Origin of the sequence: Yoonia sp. (assembly GCF_042093035.1) — a bacterium.
GTDB lineage: Bacteria > Pseudomonadota > Alphaproteobacteria > Rhodobacterales > Rhodobacteraceae > Yoonia.
On sequence record NZ_JBELFI010000002.1, the window covers coordinates 21,443 to 38,749 of the forward strand.

The 17,307-nt window shown below is 56.9% G+C and carries 14 protein-coding genes; 9 read left to right on the top strand and 5 right to left on the bottom strand.

Translation table 11 applies throughout. The annotated features are described in order from the left end of the window. Positions 1–36: 36 nt before the first annotated feature. Together ACFDSS_RS00630 and regB are read right to left on the bottom strand one after the other, a co-directional pair. Positions 37–1,419, bottom strand: coding sequence for a PAS-domain containing protein (locus ACFDSS_RS00630; RefSeq protein WP_375253814.1), 1,383 nt, complete (start codon positions 1,417–1,419; stop codon positions 37–39). Between the two features lie 79 nt (positions 1,420–1,498). Then, positions 1,499–2,896, bottom strand: coding sequence for a sensor histidine kinase RegB (gene regB, locus ACFDSS_RS00635; protein WP_375253815.1), 1,398 nt, complete (start codon positions 2,894–2,896; stop codon positions 1,499–1,501). Positions 2,897–3,051: 155 nt separating this feature from the next. On the opposite strand from regB, the gene ACFDSS_RS00640 reads away from it, so the two are divergent. After that, positions 3,052–3,603 (top strand): ActR/PrrA/RegA family redox response regulator transcription factor, encoded by a 552-nt coding sequence (locus tag ACFDSS_RS00640; protein WP_375253816.1) that lies wholly within the window; start codon positions 3,052–3,054, stop codon positions 3,601–3,603. Here the strand turns inward: ACFDSS_RS00640 and ACFDSS_RS00645 are convergent. Next, positions 3,600–4,472 carry a LysR family transcriptional regulator gene (locus tag ACFDSS_RS00645; RefSeq protein WP_375253817.1) on the bottom strand — a complete coding sequence of 291 codons (873 nt, stop codon included), beginning with the start codon at positions 4,470–4,472 and terminating at the stop codon, positions 3,600–3,602. The genes ACFDSS_RS00640 and ACFDSS_RS00645 overlap by 4 nt on opposite strands. Positions 4,473–4,568: 96 nt before the next feature. Here ACFDSS_RS00645 and ACFDSS_RS00650 point away from each other — a divergent pair, with 96 nt between their 5' ends. Then, positions 4,569–4,733 (top strand): hypothetical protein, encoded by a 165-nt coding sequence (locus tag ACFDSS_RS00650; RefSeq protein WP_375253818.1) that lies wholly within the window; start codon positions 4,569–4,571, stop codon positions 4,731–4,733. Between the two features lie 2 nt (positions 4,734–4,735). Here the strand turns inward: ACFDSS_RS00650 and ppsR are convergent, their stop codons facing one another. Then, positions 4,736–6,157, bottom strand: a complete 1,422-nt coding sequence (ppsR, locus tag ACFDSS_RS00655) for a transcriptional regulator PpsR (RefSeq protein ID WP_375253819.1) — start codon at positions 6,155–6,157, stop codon at positions 4,736–4,738. Positions 6,158–6,191: 34 nt separating this feature from the next. Beyond that, on the bottom strand, positions 6,192–6,980 hold the full coding sequence (locus ACFDSS_RS00660) for a B12-binding domain-containing protein (RefSeq protein WP_375253820.1): 789 nt from the start codon (positions 6,978–6,980) through the stop codon (positions 6,192–6,194). Between the two features lie 273 nt (positions 6,981–7,253). On the opposite strand from ACFDSS_RS00660, the gene bchF reads away from it, so the two are divergent. The 7 genes from bchF to ACFDSS_RS00695 all read left to right on the top strand — a co-directional run bounded on the left by bchF (position 7,254) and on the right by ACFDSS_RS00695 (position 17,303). Further along, the gene (gene bchF, locus ACFDSS_RS00665; protein WP_375253821.1) at positions 7,254–7,754 is read left to right on the top strand and encodes a 2-vinyl bacteriochlorophyllide hydratase; all 501 of its coding nucleotides are present in this window, start codon (positions 7,254–7,256) and stop codon (positions 7,752–7,754) included. Continuing rightward, the gene (locus tag ACFDSS_RS00670; RefSeq protein ID WP_375253822.1) at positions 7,751–9,034 is read left to right on the top strand and encodes a ferredoxin:protochlorophyllide reductase (ATP-dependent) subunit N; all 1,284 of its coding nucleotides are present in this window, start codon (positions 7,751–7,753) and stop codon (positions 9,032–9,034) included. Before bchF ends, ACFDSS_RS00670 begins: the two co-directional genes overlap by 4 nt. A 76-nt stretch (positions 9,035–9,110) precedes the next feature. Further along, positions 9,111–10,652, top strand: a complete 1,542-nt coding sequence (gene bchB / locus ACFDSS_RS00675) for a ferredoxin:protochlorophyllide reductase (ATP-dependent) subunit B (RefSeq protein WP_375253823.1) — start codon at positions 9,111–9,113, stop codon at positions 10,650–10,652. Then, positions 10,642–14,187: a magnesium chelatase subunit H gene (locus ACFDSS_RS00680; protein WP_375253860.1), complete on the top strand. Its 3,546-nt coding sequence runs from the start codon at positions 10,642–10,644 to the stop codon at positions 14,185–14,187. Before bchB ends, ACFDSS_RS00680 begins: the two co-directional genes overlap by 11 nt. A 109-nt stretch (positions 14,188–14,296) precedes the next feature. Continuing rightward, positions 14,297–15,193, top strand: a complete 897-nt coding sequence (gene bchL, locus ACFDSS_RS00685; RefSeq protein WP_375253824.1) for a ferredoxin:protochlorophyllide reductase (ATP-dependent) iron-sulfur ATP-binding protein — start codon at positions 14,297–14,299, stop codon at positions 15,191–15,193. After that, positions 15,193–15,876 (top strand): magnesium protoporphyrin IX methyltransferase, encoded by a 684-nt coding sequence (gene bchM, locus ACFDSS_RS00690; RefSeq protein ID WP_375253825.1) that lies wholly within the window; start codon positions 15,193–15,195, stop codon positions 15,874–15,876. Before bchL ends, bchM begins: the two co-directional genes overlap by 1 nt. After that, the gene (locus ACFDSS_RS00695) at positions 15,873–17,303 is read left to right on the top strand and encodes a PucC family protein (protein ID WP_375253826.1); all 1,431 of its coding nucleotides are present in this window, start codon (positions 15,873–15,875) and stop codon (positions 17,301–17,303) included. Before bchM ends, ACFDSS_RS00695 begins: the two co-directional genes overlap by 4 nt. The last annotated feature ends 4 nt before the right edge of the window (positions 17,304–17,307 follow it).

The following is a 17,307-nucleotide window of genomic DNA, read 5'->3' on the forward strand; positions in this document are numbered from 1 at the left end:
TACACTATGATGTTGCGCACCTGCTGCAAGCTGTATTCAGACTTTGGTCGCCAAGATTGCCGGATCAACCTGGGTCAGTTTCTGGATGACGGGGCGCATCAGGAAGTCACGCATTTCCGTCCACATCGGCGATGCAATGCAATGATCTTGCCAAATGGAGATCTCTGACTTGATGTCCCGGATATTCATCAGGTGGTCTGCCTCATTCATCCACAAACGCTCATAGGCCGCGTTTGAGATCACCAGTGTCCCACTGGCGGTAAAAACCGCGATGGCATCCGGCAATGTGTCCAGAACTGCCTGGCTCGTTTCCACGTCAGAGCGGAAGCGACGGGTCAGGGACATTTCTGCGCTGATGTCTTCAAACAGGATTGCAAAGGCGCCGTTTGGATGCGGCCGCCCTGTCACACGGTAGGTTTGCCCATCGGGCAGCGCCCAATTCTCTGTATATGTCCCGTCCTTTGCGGCGGCTTCAAAGGCGGTAAATTGCTCCCGCCATGACGCGTAATCCTTAGGCTCCGGCATCATCCGCAATTCGCGTAACCGGTCGAGAACGGTATCGATGCTGGGGCGCGCGCTGAGGAATGTGACGGGAAGTTTCGTCATGTCCAGAAGCGCTGGATTGAACATGGCCAATTGCCGCGACTTGTCAAAAATGGCGAGCCCGATTGAGAGGTCGGCAAAGGTTTTTCCCAAAGTCTGTACGAAATCACGCCGCTCCTGATCGGCGCGCACCAGTGCCGTCGCCTCATGAGCGAAATGTAGCAAATTCCCCTCACGGGCGATCGTCGTGACGTCGAACCATTGGTGCTTGTCGTGTTGGGTTGCCACCCGCTGCTGCAGGTTCGCCTCCCCGTTCAGTTGCCGGTCAAAGTCCCGAAAAAGCGGGCCCTTCTGCCCTTGCGCGAAACCAACAAATGCGGCGTTCGACCAAAGCAATCTACCATCACTGTCTTCTTGCCACACCAATTGCGGCGAATGGGCGGAAATTGCCGCCATCAGCGCGGAATCCTGGGTGTTTTCCTGTTGTTGCGGTATTGGCCATTCGCCCCGACCGCCCCAAAGCTGCAGCTTCACAATGTCATTGTTGCGCCTGATATCGAGGTGGCGGGTCTGCGTCGCACCCCCAATGAAATGTCTGCGCTTGTTGTCCGTCCCGAGTTTCAGATCGGGGAAGATGGGTGACAACGCCTCCATAACAGCATCCAACCGTTGGATATTGGGGCCAAGAATGTCCGCGGCGTCCGGGGTTGCATCCGTCAGAACCCCGTTATGGTAAAGCAAAATTGTCTTGGAACTTGACGCATCATGCATCCGCTGGTGGCTGCGATGCCTGCCCAGCAGGAAGATGATAACAAGCGCACCAAGCACTGCGGCAAGCGATATGGCTATTAAATCCTGCGGTGTCACGAACATCATCAGCCTCGCTCAAAACATTGGCTGGCCCAGACATCGCAGACTAAGGTTAATTCGTTATTAATATTGAATGAGAAATCCCTTACGCATCGAACCGTTGATTTTCGCCCAATGGCGCACTGGCCAAATCCGGTTGTCCCTGCAACACATCGAGCGGCCAAATGACTGTCACAATCGCGCCCCCCGTTGCCTGGCCGGTCCAACTGGCATGACCATGCCGCCTGCGATTGCCGAAATCTATCTGCGCCCCGGACCGTTCAAGCAGGGTCTTTGCGATAAACAGACCCAGACCCATGCCTTCATATCCGGGCCGCCGCGCGCCGTCTTCGCTCTGCCTGCGCCGTCTGACGTAAGGTTCACCAATGCGGCCGATCACTGACTGCGGAAACCCCTGCCCGTCATCTGAAATCCGCACAGTCACAGCATCAGTTGTCCAGCTAAGGTCCGCCGTGACTTCTGACTTGGCGAAATCGACTGCATTCTGGATCAGGTTCCGCAGGCCGTGAATAATCTCGGGGCGCCGCGTGACGATGGGTTGCGTCAAGGGGGCACCTTCGGCGGGGGCGATGTCAAACTGAACGGATTTGCCACGATGCAAATGGGGGTCTGCGGCCTCGCGCACGATTGTCTCCATCGGGGCTTGACGCAGCAGCAAGTCATCTTTTCCAGCCCGCCCCATTGATTGCAATATATCCCGACAGCGGTCGGCCTGCGCGCCGATCAGCATCGCATCCTCAAGCAGCTCCGGCTGATCCTCGAGCTCTTCCATCAGCTCACTACTGACGAGTTTGATAGTGGCCAGCGGGGTGCCCAATTCATGGGCCGCAGCCGCAACAACACCGCCAAGATCGGTCAGCTTCTGTTCACGCGCCAGCGCGAGCTGGGTCGCCAGAAGCGCTTCGGCCATTGCGTTCATCTCGGAGGTGATCTGGCGCGCATAAAGTGACAAAAAAACCAGTCCAATCAGCACAGCCAGCCAAAAGCCGAATTGAAACAGCGCAGGAAGTTCCAGAATGGCCCCATTGACATCGATCAATGGGACGTAGAAGCGGCTGATGACGGTGGTCAGCGAAATCGCAGTGAGACCAAGAAATATTGTATTCCAAAGGTGCAAGACGGTCGCCGCAATCGTTACAGGCGCAAGTAAAAGCATCGCGAAAGGGTTGTTGAGACCGCCCGTCAAGAACAGCAAAAGCGCCAGCTGCGAAAGATCGAACACCAGCCAGAGCGTCGCCTCAGTCTCGGAAAGCCGTTTGTTTTCGGGGTAGAGATAGATGGATATGAGGTTCGCAACCACCGCGGCCATGATCGCAAGCGCTGCCAGCCCGACCTCAAGCTGCAAACCAAAAAAGCGGACAGCAACAAAGATTGCCGCAACCTGACCGATGATCGCAAACCAACGCAAAGCCACCAGCGTGCGCAGCCTGACCCAGTTGCTACGTTGCTCATCTCTGAAGAGCTGGAAATCAGTTGCTGGCATAGCGTGAACCTACCTGTTGCGCCATTGGGACGATATAGCGAAGTTGCGCAGTTTCAATGCGCCCGCTGCGCCCGCGTTGTCAATTCTGGCCGTCTGTTGACGCATCATCCAATCGTCCTAGCTTCTCAGATGCGAACAGAAAACGGATCAGTTGCATGAGTACCGAAGCTCTCGAACTTGGTGAGGACACGAGCCTTCTCGTGGTTGATGACGACGAAGCGTTCTTGCGTCGTCTCGCGAAAGCAATGGAGAAACGCGGCTTCGCGGTGGAAACCGCAGAATCCGTCGTTGCTGGGCAGGCAATTGCAACGGCCCGGCCACCTGCCTATGCGGTTGTTGACCTTCGTCTTGAAGACGGCAATGGCCTCAATGTGGTTGAAACCTTGCGCGCGCGCCGACCCGAAAGCCGCATCGTTGTGCTGACTGGTTATGGTGCGATCGCCACCGCCGTCGCGGCAGTGAAAACCGGTGCCACGGATTATCTCGCGAAGCCTGCTGATGCGCGTGATGTGACGAATGCGTTGCTGGCGCGCAGTGATGGTTTGCCACCACCGCCTGAAAACCCAATGAGCGCTGACCGCGTCCGCTGGGAGCATATCCAGCGGGTTTATGAGCTTTGCGACCGCAACGTATCGGAAACCGCGCGGCGCCTGTCGATGCACAGACGCACATTGCAACGTATTCTGGCCAAACGCAGCCCGCGCTAGCGCGCCTGTGCCTTTAACCAGGCTTTCAGCACTTTCGCCCGCGGCGAAAGCACGCCTTTGGGATGGACGATATAATAGCCAAGATTAGCGGGCCGGTGGCGCATGAGCGCGACGAGCTTCCCCTGCGCAATCTCGGCTTCGACCATCGTACTTGCTGCGACGGTCAGGCGTTGCCCGTTGCGCACGGCCCCCATGACCATTCCGAAAGTCGCCACTTCGTGCATCACAGTGTTTTCAGCATCAAGGCCAGAGGCAATGACCCAACGCCGCGCCTCTTTATGCGCGGTCTCAAATATCCAGGGCAGCCCTTCGAGATCGGAGAAGCCTTCGACATTGCGGTCACCGATCAAGGACGGGGCGCCAACAACCGTATAGTCGGCGGCAATCAGCGGCGTTGCTTCCAGCCCGGGCCAGTCGCCAAGCCCGTAGCGCACGGCAAGATCAACCTGATCGCGACGCAGATCGACCACCTGCATATTGGGTTGGATTGATAGGGCGATTTTGGGGTGTTTTGTCCAGAAATCGGTGAAGCGCGGCATCAGCCAGCTTTCGGCAAAGTTTGGTGTGACCGAAAGGGCGATGGGGCGCGCCTCCGCTTCTGCCGTCACCTCACGTATGCCGTTAAGGATGAGATCAAAGCCATCGCCCAACGCGGCAGCAAGCCGTTTGCCTACGTCAGTCAAAGCCATACCGCGCCCTTGTCGCACTAAAAGCGATGTCTTGAGTTCGGTTTCCAGTGTGCGGACATGCTGGGCAATCGCTGCGTGGGTGACATTCAGATCGCGCGCCGCCGCCGAATGTGAGCCGGTGCGGGCGACCGTCTCAAAGGCGCGCAGCGCTGCGAGGGACGGTATTTCGCGCCAATTCATATGATACCTCAACTAACATATCAGAAATCATACTGAGTCGCGCGATCCCTTTCTAGTCAATATGTATTAAGCATGTCGAAAATGAAAGGACAGATCATGCTTACAGTTATCGCGGATGCGCTTCTAATGGGCCGGCAAAAATCACGCTGGGACGCGCCCGATCATTTCAAGCAGGCATCAGGGCGCCGCAGTAATATTGAGATTGAGCGCGAGACAGCCGAACGGCGTCACCGGGCCATGCGCAATGTCGGGATGTGGTGACGTTAGTCGTCGGTGTCGCGGCTGAGCAGATCGAATTTGCGCAGTTTCACATAGAGCGACTGCCGCGACAGACCCAGCATTTCAGCGGCAGCGACGCGGTTGTTCATCGTCAGTTCAACCGCGGTCTCAATGCACATCTTCTCAACAACATTCGTTGTTTCCGAAACGATATCCTTGAGCGAGGCGCTGCCAACCAATTCCACAACAGAGCGCATACTTTCGTCACGCGACTGGTTCGCTTTGGGTTGCGAGGCGTCAACGCGGGCGGCGTCACGAATAACGAAGGCAAAGACGGTCTTCTTGCCAGCAAGCAAGCGCGTCACCGAAATATCAACAGGGCGGGGGCTGCCGTATTCACCGGCCAGCTTGGTTGCGTAGTTGCGCATCTTTCCCGCACGACTTGCGTTTTCGGCCATGACTTTGAAGTCCACGCTGCCACGTTGCAGGTAATCTGCAAAGCTGCGGCCCCGGACATTGATGTCATGGGCTACATCGATCATATCAAGAAAGGCGTCATTCGCAGACAGCACATCGCCCGCGTCGGAGACAAAAGCGATCGCCTCTGGCCCGTCATTATAAAGACCCTGAATGTTCTTGCTCAGATCGTCGCTGGGCACATTGACAGCATCAGCGGGGATCAGGCGACACAGCAAAATCCGATCTCCGGCAGCGCGGAAAAGCGTCGGAAGGATCTTCACCGATGTACCGCTTCCGCGAATATCGGCGGTGATTTCCTTGGTCAGTTGCGACATTGCCTGGCTGGCGAGGTTTTCGATCAGATCACCGCGCCCGCGGCTTTCAAAGCAGTCAATCAGCGGGTGGCGGATGACTTCCTCTGCGGATCGATCCAGAAGCGCAAATGTCGCAGCATTTGCATCTGTGACTTCGCCAGATTGAACGGAAACGAACAAGATCGCCTCGCTTGTGCTTTCCATCAAGACGCGGAAGCGCGTGTCATATTCGCGCTGCACTTCATAGTCGCGTTCCAGCGCGATCTGGGCCTCAACAAGCTGCTGCTGCATCTCGGCAATCGGCTGCAAGTCACGCCCAAGCAAGAGAATCGCGCCATCGGGTCCAATCCGGTGGAAACTGTAGCGCACAGGCGAGCCCCAGCGCTTGTCGGGATCAAGGTGGTTTATTTCAACGGGCCGGACAGCACCGTTCTCGTCCAGGAATTCACCTAGCCGGTTGTCAAATTTCGGGATGCTTTCTTCGGCAAGGAAACGACGCAAGTCGTTGTTTTCCCAACTGACCATGCCCTGAAATCCGGGATTGTTCGGGTTCACCAATACAGACAGGACAGTGCCATCCTCATCGATGACAACGCCGACATCCGCGACCTGTGCGATAATATCACCAAGAATTTCGGGTGCGATCAGCGGTATCGCGCCGCTATTCCAGTATTTTGTACCCCGGGACGTCAAGGTCGCAGCGCCTGATGCGAGGCCAACGTCATGTTCAGACCGTGAACTTGAGGTGTGCGTCGTCTTGCGTGGAAATGAGGAGGCCGCATAGCTCTAGAGCCTCTTGTGGAATTCGAGTGGCATGGTCCGCTCCCGTAAGCGCCGTTACAGTTTCTTTTGTCTCAACGTCCAGAATGGACCCGCCAACCACAATGGGCGGCGCCGTCGAAGCAGCATTCCTTACAACATCTACGATCCGGCGCAGCGATTCAAGGCTTTCGCCACGCGATGACGAAATGAACACCGCATCGTAAGTGCTAAGCTTGATCCAATTGGCAATGTCCTGGTTCTTGGCACTTAATACCAATTTGACCGAGACCCCTTTCCGGCGCAACTGCCCACCCAAAACCAGCGCGCCGAGCGTGTGATGAACATCCTCGGGCACAATCAGCAAGATAGAGGCAGGGCCAGGCTTCGATGCGTTTTCGCCGGACCAATTTGGCCCCAGGGACCGCAGCATTGCCTGCAAACGGGCAGAACCGATCGTCACGTCAGCGAAACTCAACTGGTCAATGCACCATTGGTCGCCCAAAATGCGCGCAACAGCCGGAATATAATGATCCGCGATTACGGTGGGCTTGATGCCGGACGCAATCAGATCCTGAATTGCGGCTATTGGCGCGTCGTGTTGCGGGCTGAGGACCGCAGCTTCCAAGGCTGTTACACAGGCAGGGTCAAGCGAAGGCGCGGCCTCGCGCATCGAAGATGCCGCCGATTCATGGGCCGCACCGGACATTCCGGCGGCTGGATCGTTCCTGACGTCTGCATTCCGATGATCGGCCATCTGCCATCCCATGGGCTGAATTAGTCGTTTCGGCTCTTATAGCAGCAATATGCGTAAATTTCTATGAGGGCAAGGGTATGTCAAAGTAAATTGACATAAGCTGAATTCACAAATGGGTTAACACACCCAACCATGTTAAAATAAAAGCATATTGTAGATTGAAGCGATCGGAAAACCGATGCCTGGCGCGCCTCAATAAAGTGTAAGTTAAAGTTGACACATGCCACGAATGACACTTAAACTTTACACAAGAAGCTGTCAGGGAAGCCTTACATGACCACCGTCAGTACGAATACGGATGATGTCCGCCCGGTTGGGCGCCGTTTGTATTCCGACGCAGAAAGAGCCCGCAGAGATGCGACCAAATGGACCCTCGTGCAGGGCCTTCTGGCGCCGGTTCAGTTTGTTGTTTTCCTGATCTCGCTCTGGCTCGTTCTGCGCTATCTCGCGACCGGTGTTGGTTTTGAAATCGCTACCCTCTCAATCGTGGTAAAAACTGCGGCTCTGTTGTTGATTATGGTTACCGGCGCAATCTGGGAAAAAGTGGTCTTCGGGCAGTACCTGTTTGCGCCTGCCTTCTTCTGGGAAGACGTTTTCAGCTTTGCGGTTATCGCGTTGCATTTGCTCTATATTTTCGCCTTGTTCACGGCTGCGCTAGGCGCGGTGCAGCTGATGTACTTGGCGCTCTCCGCCTATGCAGCCTACGTGATTAACGCCACCCAGTTTGTCTGGAAATTGCGCCTTGCGCGATTGGACGCGGAGGGGCGGAAATGAACATTCCGTTGACCCCGACCCAAGGTGGCTGCCGCACGGCGCCCGTGCTCAAGGAGCGCGGCCAGCGCGAAGTATTTTGCGGGCTCACTGGCATCATCTGGCTGCACCGCAAGATGCAGGATGCATTCTTTCTTGTTGTCGGCTCTCGGACCTGCGCGCATCTGTTGCAATCGGCGGCGGGCGTGATGATTTTCGCTGAACCACGATTCGGCACGGCGATTCTTGAGGAGCAGGATCTGGCCGGCATGGCAGATGCCCACACAGAGCTGGACCGCGAAGTCGCCCGCCTGCTGGCGCGGCGTCCCGACATTCGGCAGCTTTTCCTTGTTGGTTCTTGTCCCTCTGAGGTCATTAAGATCGATCTGGCACGCGCGGCTGAACGATTGAGCCAGGTTCACGCACCGCATGTGCGGGTTCTGAATTATTCCGGTTCCGGCATTGAAACGACGTTCACCGAAGGCGAAGACGCTTGCCTCGCGTCGATGGTGCCGGTCCTGAAGGACACGACAGAGCGGGAATTGCTGCTGGTCGGCGCGTTGCCTGACGTTGTCGAGGATCAGATGGTCTCGCTTTTGACGGATATGGGCATTGGCCCGATCCGCCTGCTCCCGGCGCGGCGGATTGATGACACGACGGCCATTGGCGAAAACACGGTCTTTGCGCTGACCCAGCCTTTCCTTGGCGACACACATGCCGCGCTTGAGCGTCGCGGTGCCCGCCATCTTGCGGCACCCTTCCCGTTCGGCGACGAAGGCACAACGGCTTGGTTACGCACGATCGCCAATGAGTTCGGCGTGAGCGAGGAAACGTTTGAAGCCGTCACTGCCGCCCCACGTGCGCGTGCCCGCAAGGCGATTGCCCAAGCTGCCGAAGCATTGCGTGGTAAATCCGTCTTCTTCTTCCCTGACAGCCAGCTTGAAATCCCGCTTGCGCGGTTCCTGACCCGCGAATGCGGCATGACGGCGGTTGAGGTCGGCAGCCCCTATATTCATGACGCGCTGCATGGCCCTGATCTGGATCTATTGCCCGCAGGCCCGCAAATCTCTGAAGGGCAGGACGTGGACAAGCAGCTTGACCGCGCGCGTGCGGCCCGTCCGGACCTGACAGTTTGCGGCCTTGGCCTTGCCAATCCGCTTGAGGCCGAAGGGCTGACAACAAAATGGGCCATCGAACTGGTGTTCACACCGGTGCATTTCTACGAACAGGCCGGTGATCTCGCGGGTCTCTTCTCGCGCCCGGTGCGCCGCAAGTCGCTCCTCCAGATGGAGGCAGCGGAATGAATACGCCCTTCATCTTGGCCGGAAAACTCCGGGGTCCGGGGCAGCGCCCCGAAAATCGTGACGTGGAGGTCTGCACATGAAGCTGACCGTCTGGACATATGAAGGCCCACCGCATGTCGGTGCGATGCGCGTGGCGACCGCGATGAAAGGCCTGCATTACGTTTTGCATGCGCCGCAGGGCGATACCTACGCGGACTTGCTGTTTACGATGATCGAACGCCGCAACCATCGTCCACCGGTCAGCTATACGACATTCCAGGCGCGTGATCTGGGTGCAGATACCGCAACGTTGTTCAAATCATCCTGTCAGGATGCCGTTGATCGCTTTGATCCTGAGGCGATCATTGTGGGTGCCTCTTGCACCGCAGAGCTTATTCAAGATGATCCGGCTGGTTTGGCTGAGACGATGGGGCTGCGTATTCCGGTCATTCCATTGGAATTGCCAAGCTATTCCCGCAAGGAAAACTTCGGCGCCGATGAGACGTTTTATCAGATCGTCAAACACCTCGCGCAGCCGCATGAACGCAGCGCACGTGTGACCTGCAACATTCTTGGGCCAACAGCACTGGGCTTTCGCGCCCGTGATGATGTTGAAGAGTTGACGGGTCTTTTGTCTGACATGGGCATCGACGTGAATGTCGTGGCCCCTTTGAATGCAACACCAACGGATATTGCACGCCTCCCAGCGGCGCATTTCAACGTGTTGTTGTCGCCTGAAACAGGCGAAGCGGCCGCGCGGTTTTTAGAAAAGAACCACGGCCAGCCGTTCACCAAGGTCGTGCCGATTGGGGTTGGCGCGACGCGCGACTTCATTGCAGAGGTTGCTGCGATCACCGGCCTGTCCGCGCAGATCGACGAAAGCCGGTTGCGCATGCCTTGGTGGTCGCGGTCGGTCGACAGTACCTATCTGACCGGCAAGCGCGTCTTCATCTTTGGTGATGGCACCCATGTCGCGGCCCATGCCCGCATTGCCCGTGATGAGATGGGTTTCGAAGTGGTTGGCATCGGTTGTTACAACCGTGAAATGGCCCGTCCGATCCGTGCTTTGGCGAAAGAATACGGCGTCGAGGCGCTGATCACAGATGATTATCTGGAAGTTGAGGCCGCGATTGAGCGTCTGAGCCCTGAAATGATCCTTGGCACGCAGATGGAGCGTCATATCGGCAAGCGTTTGGGTATCCCCTGTGCTGTGATTTCCGCGCCCGTCCACGTGCAGGACTTCCCTGCCCGTTATTCCCCGCAGGTTGGGTTTGAAGGCGCAAACGTTATCTTCGACACGTTGATCCATCCGCTTGTGATGGGTCTGGAAGAGCATCTTTTGACGATGTTCCGCGATGATTTTGAATTCCATGATGCTGCCGGGCCGAGCCATCACGGTGGGCATAGCCCGTTGCCGAGTGAGGATGCCTCCGGCGGGGATATTTCAGGCCAAAAGAAGCCTGAGATGCTGCCAGATAACGTGATTTGGTTATCGGATGCCGAACGTGAGTTGAAGAAAATCCCGTTCTTTGTGCGTGGCAAAGCCCGTCGCAATACAGAGACTTTTGCCGCCGAAAAGGGCCTGCATGAGATCAGTCTTGATACGCTCTATGAAGCAAAGGCCCATTATGCGCGATGAGGTGATCCAAAAACCCTACCGCGTGGTCATTGTCACGCTGGATGCGCATGCGGCAGGCCCTGCCTTGCGGGTGTCTTCGCGTCTTGCCCCTGATTTTCCGGGGCTGGATGTCCAGGTTTTTGCCGCGGCAGAGTGGTCTGAAAGCCCGGAGGCATTGCGGCGTGCGCAAGATGCTGTTGCCGCCGGCGATATCGTGATTGCCAACCTGCTGTTCCTTGAGGAACACGTGAAGGCGATCTTGCCCGCGATGCAGGCCCGCCGCGACCATTGTGATGCCATGCTTGGCGTGATTGCTGATGCCGAGGTCGTGAAACTGACCCGCATGGGTGATTTGGACATGTCCAAGCCAGCCAGCGGCGCGATGGCGTTGCTCAAGAAGTTGCGCGGCTCATCCAAGGCGAGCGCGGATAGCGGCGCCAAGCAGATGAAGACGCTGCGCCGTTTGCCCAAGATCTTGAAGTTGATCCCCGGCAAGGCGCAGGATTTGCGTGCCTGGTTCTTGTCGATGCAATACTGGCTTGGTGGCTCTGACGACAACGTAGAGCAGATGATCCGTTTTCTGATCGGCCGCTATGCGGATCGTGCGGATTGGCATGGCGCGGCTGCTGATCTGCCGATCGAATATCCTGATGTCGGGCTTTATCACCCTGATTTGCCAGATCATCATATCGTCACTGACCTTGCCGAATTGCCGAATGTTATGCGGCCGACGGCCACAGTCGGCTTGTTGATGTTGCGGTCCTATATCCTCGCCTCTGATTGTGCGCACTATGATGCCGTCATCCGCGCGTTTGAGCAAAAGGGAATGCGCGTCATTCCTGCCTTTGCCGGTGGTCTTGATGGCCGCCCCGCGATTGAGGCGTATTTCCAGGGCCGTGTTGATGCGATGGTGTCGCTCACGGGCTTTTCGTTGATTGGTGGTCCCGCCTACAATGATAGCGACGCCGCGGTGAAGGTCCTTTCAGCCTTGGATGTGCCTTATATTGCCGCCCAGCCGCTAGAGTTTCAGACCCTTGGTCAGTGGGCGCAAAGCGGGCAGGGTCTTGGCCCGATTGAAACGACAATGCTGGTTGCCTTGCCGGAGATCGATGGTGCGACGAACCCAACGGTCTTTGGTGGTCGTCACGGCCTTGACGGCTGCGACGGATGTCCGGCCCAGTGCCGCAGCGTTTCTGACTGCAAAGCGATGGCGCCGTGCCATGAGCGGATCGAAAGCCTTGCTGAAAAAACCCTGCGTCTTGCGCAATTGCGGCGCAAGCAGAATGCCGAAAAGAAGATTGGCGTGGTCCTTTTTGGGTTCCCGCCGAATGCCGGTGCCGTGGGTACGGCGGCTTATCTGAGTGTATTCGAGAGCCTTTTTAATACGCTCACGCAGATGAAGGCTGATGGCTATACCGTCGATGTTCCTGAAACCGTCGATGATTTGCGCGCTGAAATCCTTTTGGGCAATGCCACGCAATATGGCCAGCAGGCCAATGTTGCAGCCCATGTTGATGCCGATACGATTGTGCGCACCACGCCTCCGCTTGCTGAGATTGAGGCTGTCTGGGGCCCGGCCCCCGGTAAAATACAATCAGATGGCCGTGGTGTTTATGTGCTTGGCAAGCATTTTGGCAATGTCTTTGTCGGCGTTCAGCCTGCCTTTGGCTATGAGGGCGATCCGATGCGATTGCTCTTTGAAAAGGGCTTTGCGCCAACGCATGCTTTTGCAACGTTCTACTTGTGGCTGCGCAATACGTTTTCTGCTGACGTCGTCTTGCATTTCGGGATGCATGGCGCGCTCGAATTCATGCCCGGCAAGCAGGCTGGTTTGGGCGCGCGCGACTGGCCGGATCGTTTGATCGGCGAGATGCCGAATGTTTATCTTTATGCCGCCAATAACCCCTCCGAGGCGACCTTGGCCAAGCGCCGCTCAAACGCTGTCACGATCACGCATTTGACGCCGCCGCTGACGACCGCTGGCCTTTATAAGGGATTGGCGGAGTTGAAGGATAGCTTGACCCGCTGGCGTGAAATGCCCGCGCAGGATGACCAGCGCGCAGATCTTGAACAGTTGATCCGCGATCAGGCGAATGCTGTCGATCTGAATGCGCGCGATATCGACAAGCTGTGGTTGAAGCTGTTGGAGACCGAAGGCTCTTTGATAACCGAAGGTCTGCATGTTGTTGGCAAGCCTTTGTCGAATGCCGCCCGTGCGGATATGATCCGTTTGATGCCCCAAGGCGAAGCGGCTGACCATGCGGCAGAGCTGTTGAAAGTTGACCATGAATTGCCCGCGCTCATGCGCGCACTTTCGGGGCATTATATCGCGCCTGTTCCGGGTGGTGATCTGATCCGCTCACCGCAGATTGTGCCAACGGGCCGGAATATCCATGCTTTTGATCCATTCCGTATGCCGACGGCCTTTGCCATGTCCGAAGGCGCAAAGCAGGCGGATTTACTGCTTGAGACCCATGCCAGCCTTCCCCGCACGGTTGCTTTGGTGCTTTGGGGGTCTGACAATATCAAGTCCGATGGCGGCCCGATTGGGCAGGCGTTGTCCTTGATGGGCGCAAAGCCACGTTTCGATAATTTTGGCCGTCTGGCGGGCGCGGATCTGATCCCGCTTGAAAAGCTTGGCCGTCCGCGCGTTGATGTTGTCATGACCCTGTCGGGGATTTTCCGTGATTTGCTGCCGTTGCAGACCCGTATGCTGGCGGAAGCCGCGTTGAAATGTGCCACGGCAGATGAGCCGCTGGACCAGAATTTCGTTCGTGCCCACGCTTTGGCCTACGCTAATGAAATGGGCTGCGATCTTGAAACAGCTGCCTTGCGTGTCTTTAGCAATGCCGAGGGTGCTTACGGCGCCAATGTGAACCAGTTGGTTGATAGCTCTGCCTTTGGTGGTGAAGATGAACTGGCTGACGCGTATGAAGCGCGCAAGTCGTTTGCTTATGGCGTGAATGGCAAGGCTTCGCAGAACCCTGAGTTGTTGCAGAAGGCGTTGAAAGATGTCGATCTCGCATATCAGAACCTCGAATCTGTTGAGTTGGGCGTCACGACCGTTGACCACTACTTCGATACGCTTGGCGGTATTTCGCGGGCTGTGAAACGTGCAAAAGGCGGCGTGAGCGCGCCGGTTTATATTGGCGATCAGACCCGTGGCGCGGCCAAGGTGCGCACATTGCAGGATCAGGTCGCACTCGAGACCCGCAGCCGCAGTCTGAACCCGAAGTTCTATGAAGCGCTGCTTCATCATGGGCATGAGGGTGTCCGCCAGATTGAAGCCCATGTCACCAACACCATGGGTTGGTCGGCGACCACTGGTGAAGTAGAGCCTTGGGTCTATCAGCGTCTGTCCGAAACCTTTGTTTTGGATGATGCGATGCGCGAGCGCCTTGCCGCGCTGAACCCGCAGGCCTCCATGCGGATGGCGAACCGTCTGCTGGAAGCCTCTGACCGCGCTTATTGGGCTCCTGATGACGCAACCCTTGCAGCTCTTCAAGATGCCGCCGACGCGCTTGAAGACCGGATGGAAGGGGTGGCAGCGGAATGATGTTTGCGACACGAAATAGCGCCTGGGTCAGGTCTTGTAAGCGGGGGGCCAGCCCCCACGACCCCCGAGGTATTTTTGAACAAAAGAAGTTGATGGAAAGGAGGCTCTCATGAGCCCCAGAGATGAAATTCCGAACCTGCGTGGTCAGGATGGTGAAGGGTCTGTACAAGTCCATCAGCCAGAGGATGCCAAGATTGAAGGCGCGAAGGTGTTTTCCGTTTATGGCAAGGGCGGCATCGGCAAATCGACGACATCGTCGAACCTGTCGGCGGCCTTTTCGATGTTGGGCAAACGTGTCCTGCAGATTGGCTGTGATCCCAAGCATGACAGTACTTTTACCCTGACAGGCACGCTTGTTCCGACGGTGATTGACATCCTCAAGGAGGTTGATTTTCATTCTGAAGAATTGCGCCCCGAAGACTTCATCTTTGATGGGTTCAACGGCGTGAAATGTGTTGAGGCCGGTGGCCCCCCTGCGGGGACCGGCTGTGGCGGTTATGTTGTCGGTCAGACGGTGAAACTGCTGAAACAGCATCATCTGCTTGAAGATACCGATGTCGTGATCTTTGACGTGCTTGGTGACGTGGTTTGCGGTGGTTTTGCCGCCCCGCTTCAGCATGCTGACCGTGCCTTGATCGTGACCGCCAATGACTTTGACAGCATCTATGCGATGAACCGGATCATTGCAGCCGTTCAAGCCAAGTCTGCGAATTACAAAGTCCGTCTTGCAGGCTGTGTTGCCAACCGCAGCAAGGACACCGATGAGGTTGATCGTTATTGCAACACTGTTGGTTTCAACCGCATTGCCCATATGCCTGATCTGGATGCGATCCGCCGGAGCCGTCTCAAGAAGAAGACCTTGTTTGAAATGCCTGACGACGAAGAAATCGTGCAGGTCCGCAAGGAATACATCCGTCTGGCAGAGACGCTTTGGAACGGCACAGAGCCGTTGGCGCCCGCGCCTTTGCCGGATCGTGAAATCTTTGAATTGCTTGGGTTTGATTGATGGCTGACTACGCCGCCACACGCGATCGGGTCGAACATTATTTCGACCAAAGCGCCACCAAGGTTTGGGAGCGTCTGACATCAGATGCGCCCGTTTCCGGTGTGCGCGCGACCGTGCGTGCGGGGCGTGACAAGATGCGCGCGCTGATGCTTGCGCAACTACCCGAAGACCTGCGCGGCGCGCGGATTTTGGATGCGGGCTGTGGTACCGGTGCCATGGCGGTGGAGCTTGCCCAGCGCGGCGCGGATGTTGTTGCCGTTGATATCTCACCTGCATTGGTGGCGATTGCGCAAAAGCGGATGCCTGCCAATTTGCCCGGTACGATTAGTTGGATCGCGGGCGATATGCTGGATGAGACGACGGGCCGGTTCGATCATATCCTTGCGATGGATTCGATGATTTACTACAGCGCCGATGACATTGCGGCGTTGTTGCAGAAGGCCGCACCGCGTTTGAACGGCAAGTTCGTCTTCACGATTGCGCCGCGCACGCCTGCGCTGATGGCGATGTGGCGTGTGGGCAAGATGTTCCCGCGCGCAGATCGCAGCCCTGTCATGATCCCGCAGACAGTTGCTGCGATTGATGAGGCGCTGAAGGGTGCAGGCGCGTTGACCGACATAGCGCGGATCAAATCCGGTTTCTACATCTCGAATGCGGTGGCATTCGAAGGAGGGGCCGTGTGATCTTTAAAGCTGCATCCCTGAAACAGATCTCAGTGAACTTGCTGCCATTTGGCGATGCGGTCAGCGATGATCTGCCGCTTGGCCAATTGCTGCGCCTGTCGTTGTTTCAAGTCTCGGTTGGTATGGCCGCTGTGATGCTGCTCGGCACGCTGAACCGCGTGATGATTGTTGAGCTGAACATCAGTGCGATGCTGGTGGCGGCGATGATTGCCTTGCCGGTACTGGTGGCCCCTTTGCGCGCGCTGGTTGGGTATAAATCCGACAATTACAAATCGGCGATTGGCTGGAAGCGTATTCCGTATCTGTGGCTTGGCACCATGTGGCAGTTTGGCGGTCTTGCCATCATGCCGATGGCCCTTTTGGTGCTGTCCGGTGATCGCACGCTGGACCTGCCCATTGCGGGCTACGTGGGTGCCGCCCTTGCGTTTTTGATGACCGGTTTCGGGATGCATATGACGCAGACGGCGGGGCTTGCGCTAGCAGCAGATCGTGCGACGGAAGATACCCGGCCCAAAGTTGTGGCCCTTCTTTATGTCATGAACCTTGTTGGCATGGCCTTTGCCGCGATCATTATCGGTGCTTTGTTGCGTGACTATTCTGCACTGCGCTTGGTGCAGGTTGTGCAGGGCACAGCTGTTGTGACTTTGCTTTTGAACCTGATTGCCCTGTGGAAGCAGGAAAAGGTCAAACCGATGACCAAAGCCCAGCGGGAAGAGGCATCGCCGACATTCCGCGACGCTTGGACTGACCTTGCCGCTGGTGGTGATGCGGGCCGTTTGTTGGCGGTGGTGTTTCTTGGGACCATGGCGTTCAACATGCAGGATGTCCTGTTGGAGCCTTATGGCGGTGAAATCCTCGGTCTGTCTGTTTCGGCCACAACCCTGCTAACTGCGATGTGGGCCGGTGGCGCGCTGATTGCATTTGCATTCGCCGCGCGCTGGCTGGCAAGCGGCATGGACCCTTACCGCATGTGCGCGCGCGGGATATTGGCGGGTATTCTTGCTTTCACCGCAGTCATATTCTCGGCGCCCATCGGGTCGCCTGCACTTTTTTATCTCGGGGCCGCCTTGATCGGCTTCGGGGGTGGTTTGTTCGGGGTTTCAACCCTGACGGCCGCCATGACAATGCCCACGCTTGGCAATGCCGGTCGTGGTTTGGCCCTTGGCGCATGGGGGGCTGCACAAGCCACCGGTGCCGGGCTGTCCATCTTTATCGGGGGTACCATGCGTGACCTCGTGAACCATGCCGCTGGGAACGGCACCCTGGGAGAGGCGCTCGCCACGCCTGCCACTGGCTATTCGGTCGTTTATCACACCGAAATTGGCCTTCTTTTCCTCACTCTGATTGTGCTGGGGCCGCTTGTGCGGTTGCGGCCGATAAACCCGCGGGGGTCTGCCAAGCTGGGATTGGCAGATTTCCCGACCTAACCAC

Coding starts and splice junctions, on each gene's coding strand:
- ACFDSS_RS00630 (WP_375253814.1), bottom strand. CDS start 1,419: ATGATGTTCGTGACACCGCAGGATTTAATAGCCATATCGCTTGCCGCA.
- regB (WP_375253815.1), bottom strand. CDS start 2,896: ATGCCAGCAACTGATTTCCAGCTCTTCAGAGATGAGCAACGTAGCAAC.
- ACFDSS_RS00640 (WP_375253816.1), top strand. CDS start 3,052: ATGAGTACCGAAGCTCTCGAACTTGGTGAGGACACGAGCCTTCTCGTG.
- ACFDSS_RS00645 (WP_375253817.1), bottom strand. CDS start 4,472: ATGAATTGGCGCGAAATACCGTCCCTCGCAGCGCTGCGCGCCTTTGAG.
- ACFDSS_RS00650 (WP_375253818.1), top strand. CDS start 4,569: ATGCTTACAGTTATCGCGGATGCGCTTCTAATGGGCCGGCAAAAATCA.
- ACFDSS_RS00660 (WP_375253820.1), bottom strand. CDS start 6,980: ATGGCCGATCATCGGAATGCAGACGTCAGGAACGATCCAGCCGCCGGA.
- bchF (WP_375253821.1), top strand. CDS start 7,254: ATGACCACCGTCAGTACGAATACGGATGATGTCCGCCCGGTTGGGCGC.
- ACFDSS_RS00670 (WP_375253822.1), top strand. CDS start 7,751: ATGAACATTCCGTTGACCCCGACCCAAGGTGGCTGCCGCACGGCGCCC.
- bchB (WP_375253823.1), top strand. CDS start 9,111: ATGAAGCTGACCGTCTGGACATATGAAGGCCCACCGCATGTCGGTGCG.
- ACFDSS_RS00680 (WP_375253860.1), top strand. CDS start 10,642: ATGCGCGATGAGGTGATCCAAAAACCCTACCGCGTGGTCATTGTCACG.
- bchL (WP_375253824.1), top strand. CDS start 14,297: ATGAGCCCCAGAGATGAAATTCCGAACCTGCGTGGTCAGGATGGTGAA.
- bchM (WP_375253825.1), top strand. CDS start 15,193: ATGGCTGACTACGCCGCCACACGCGATCGGGTCGAACATTATTTCGAC.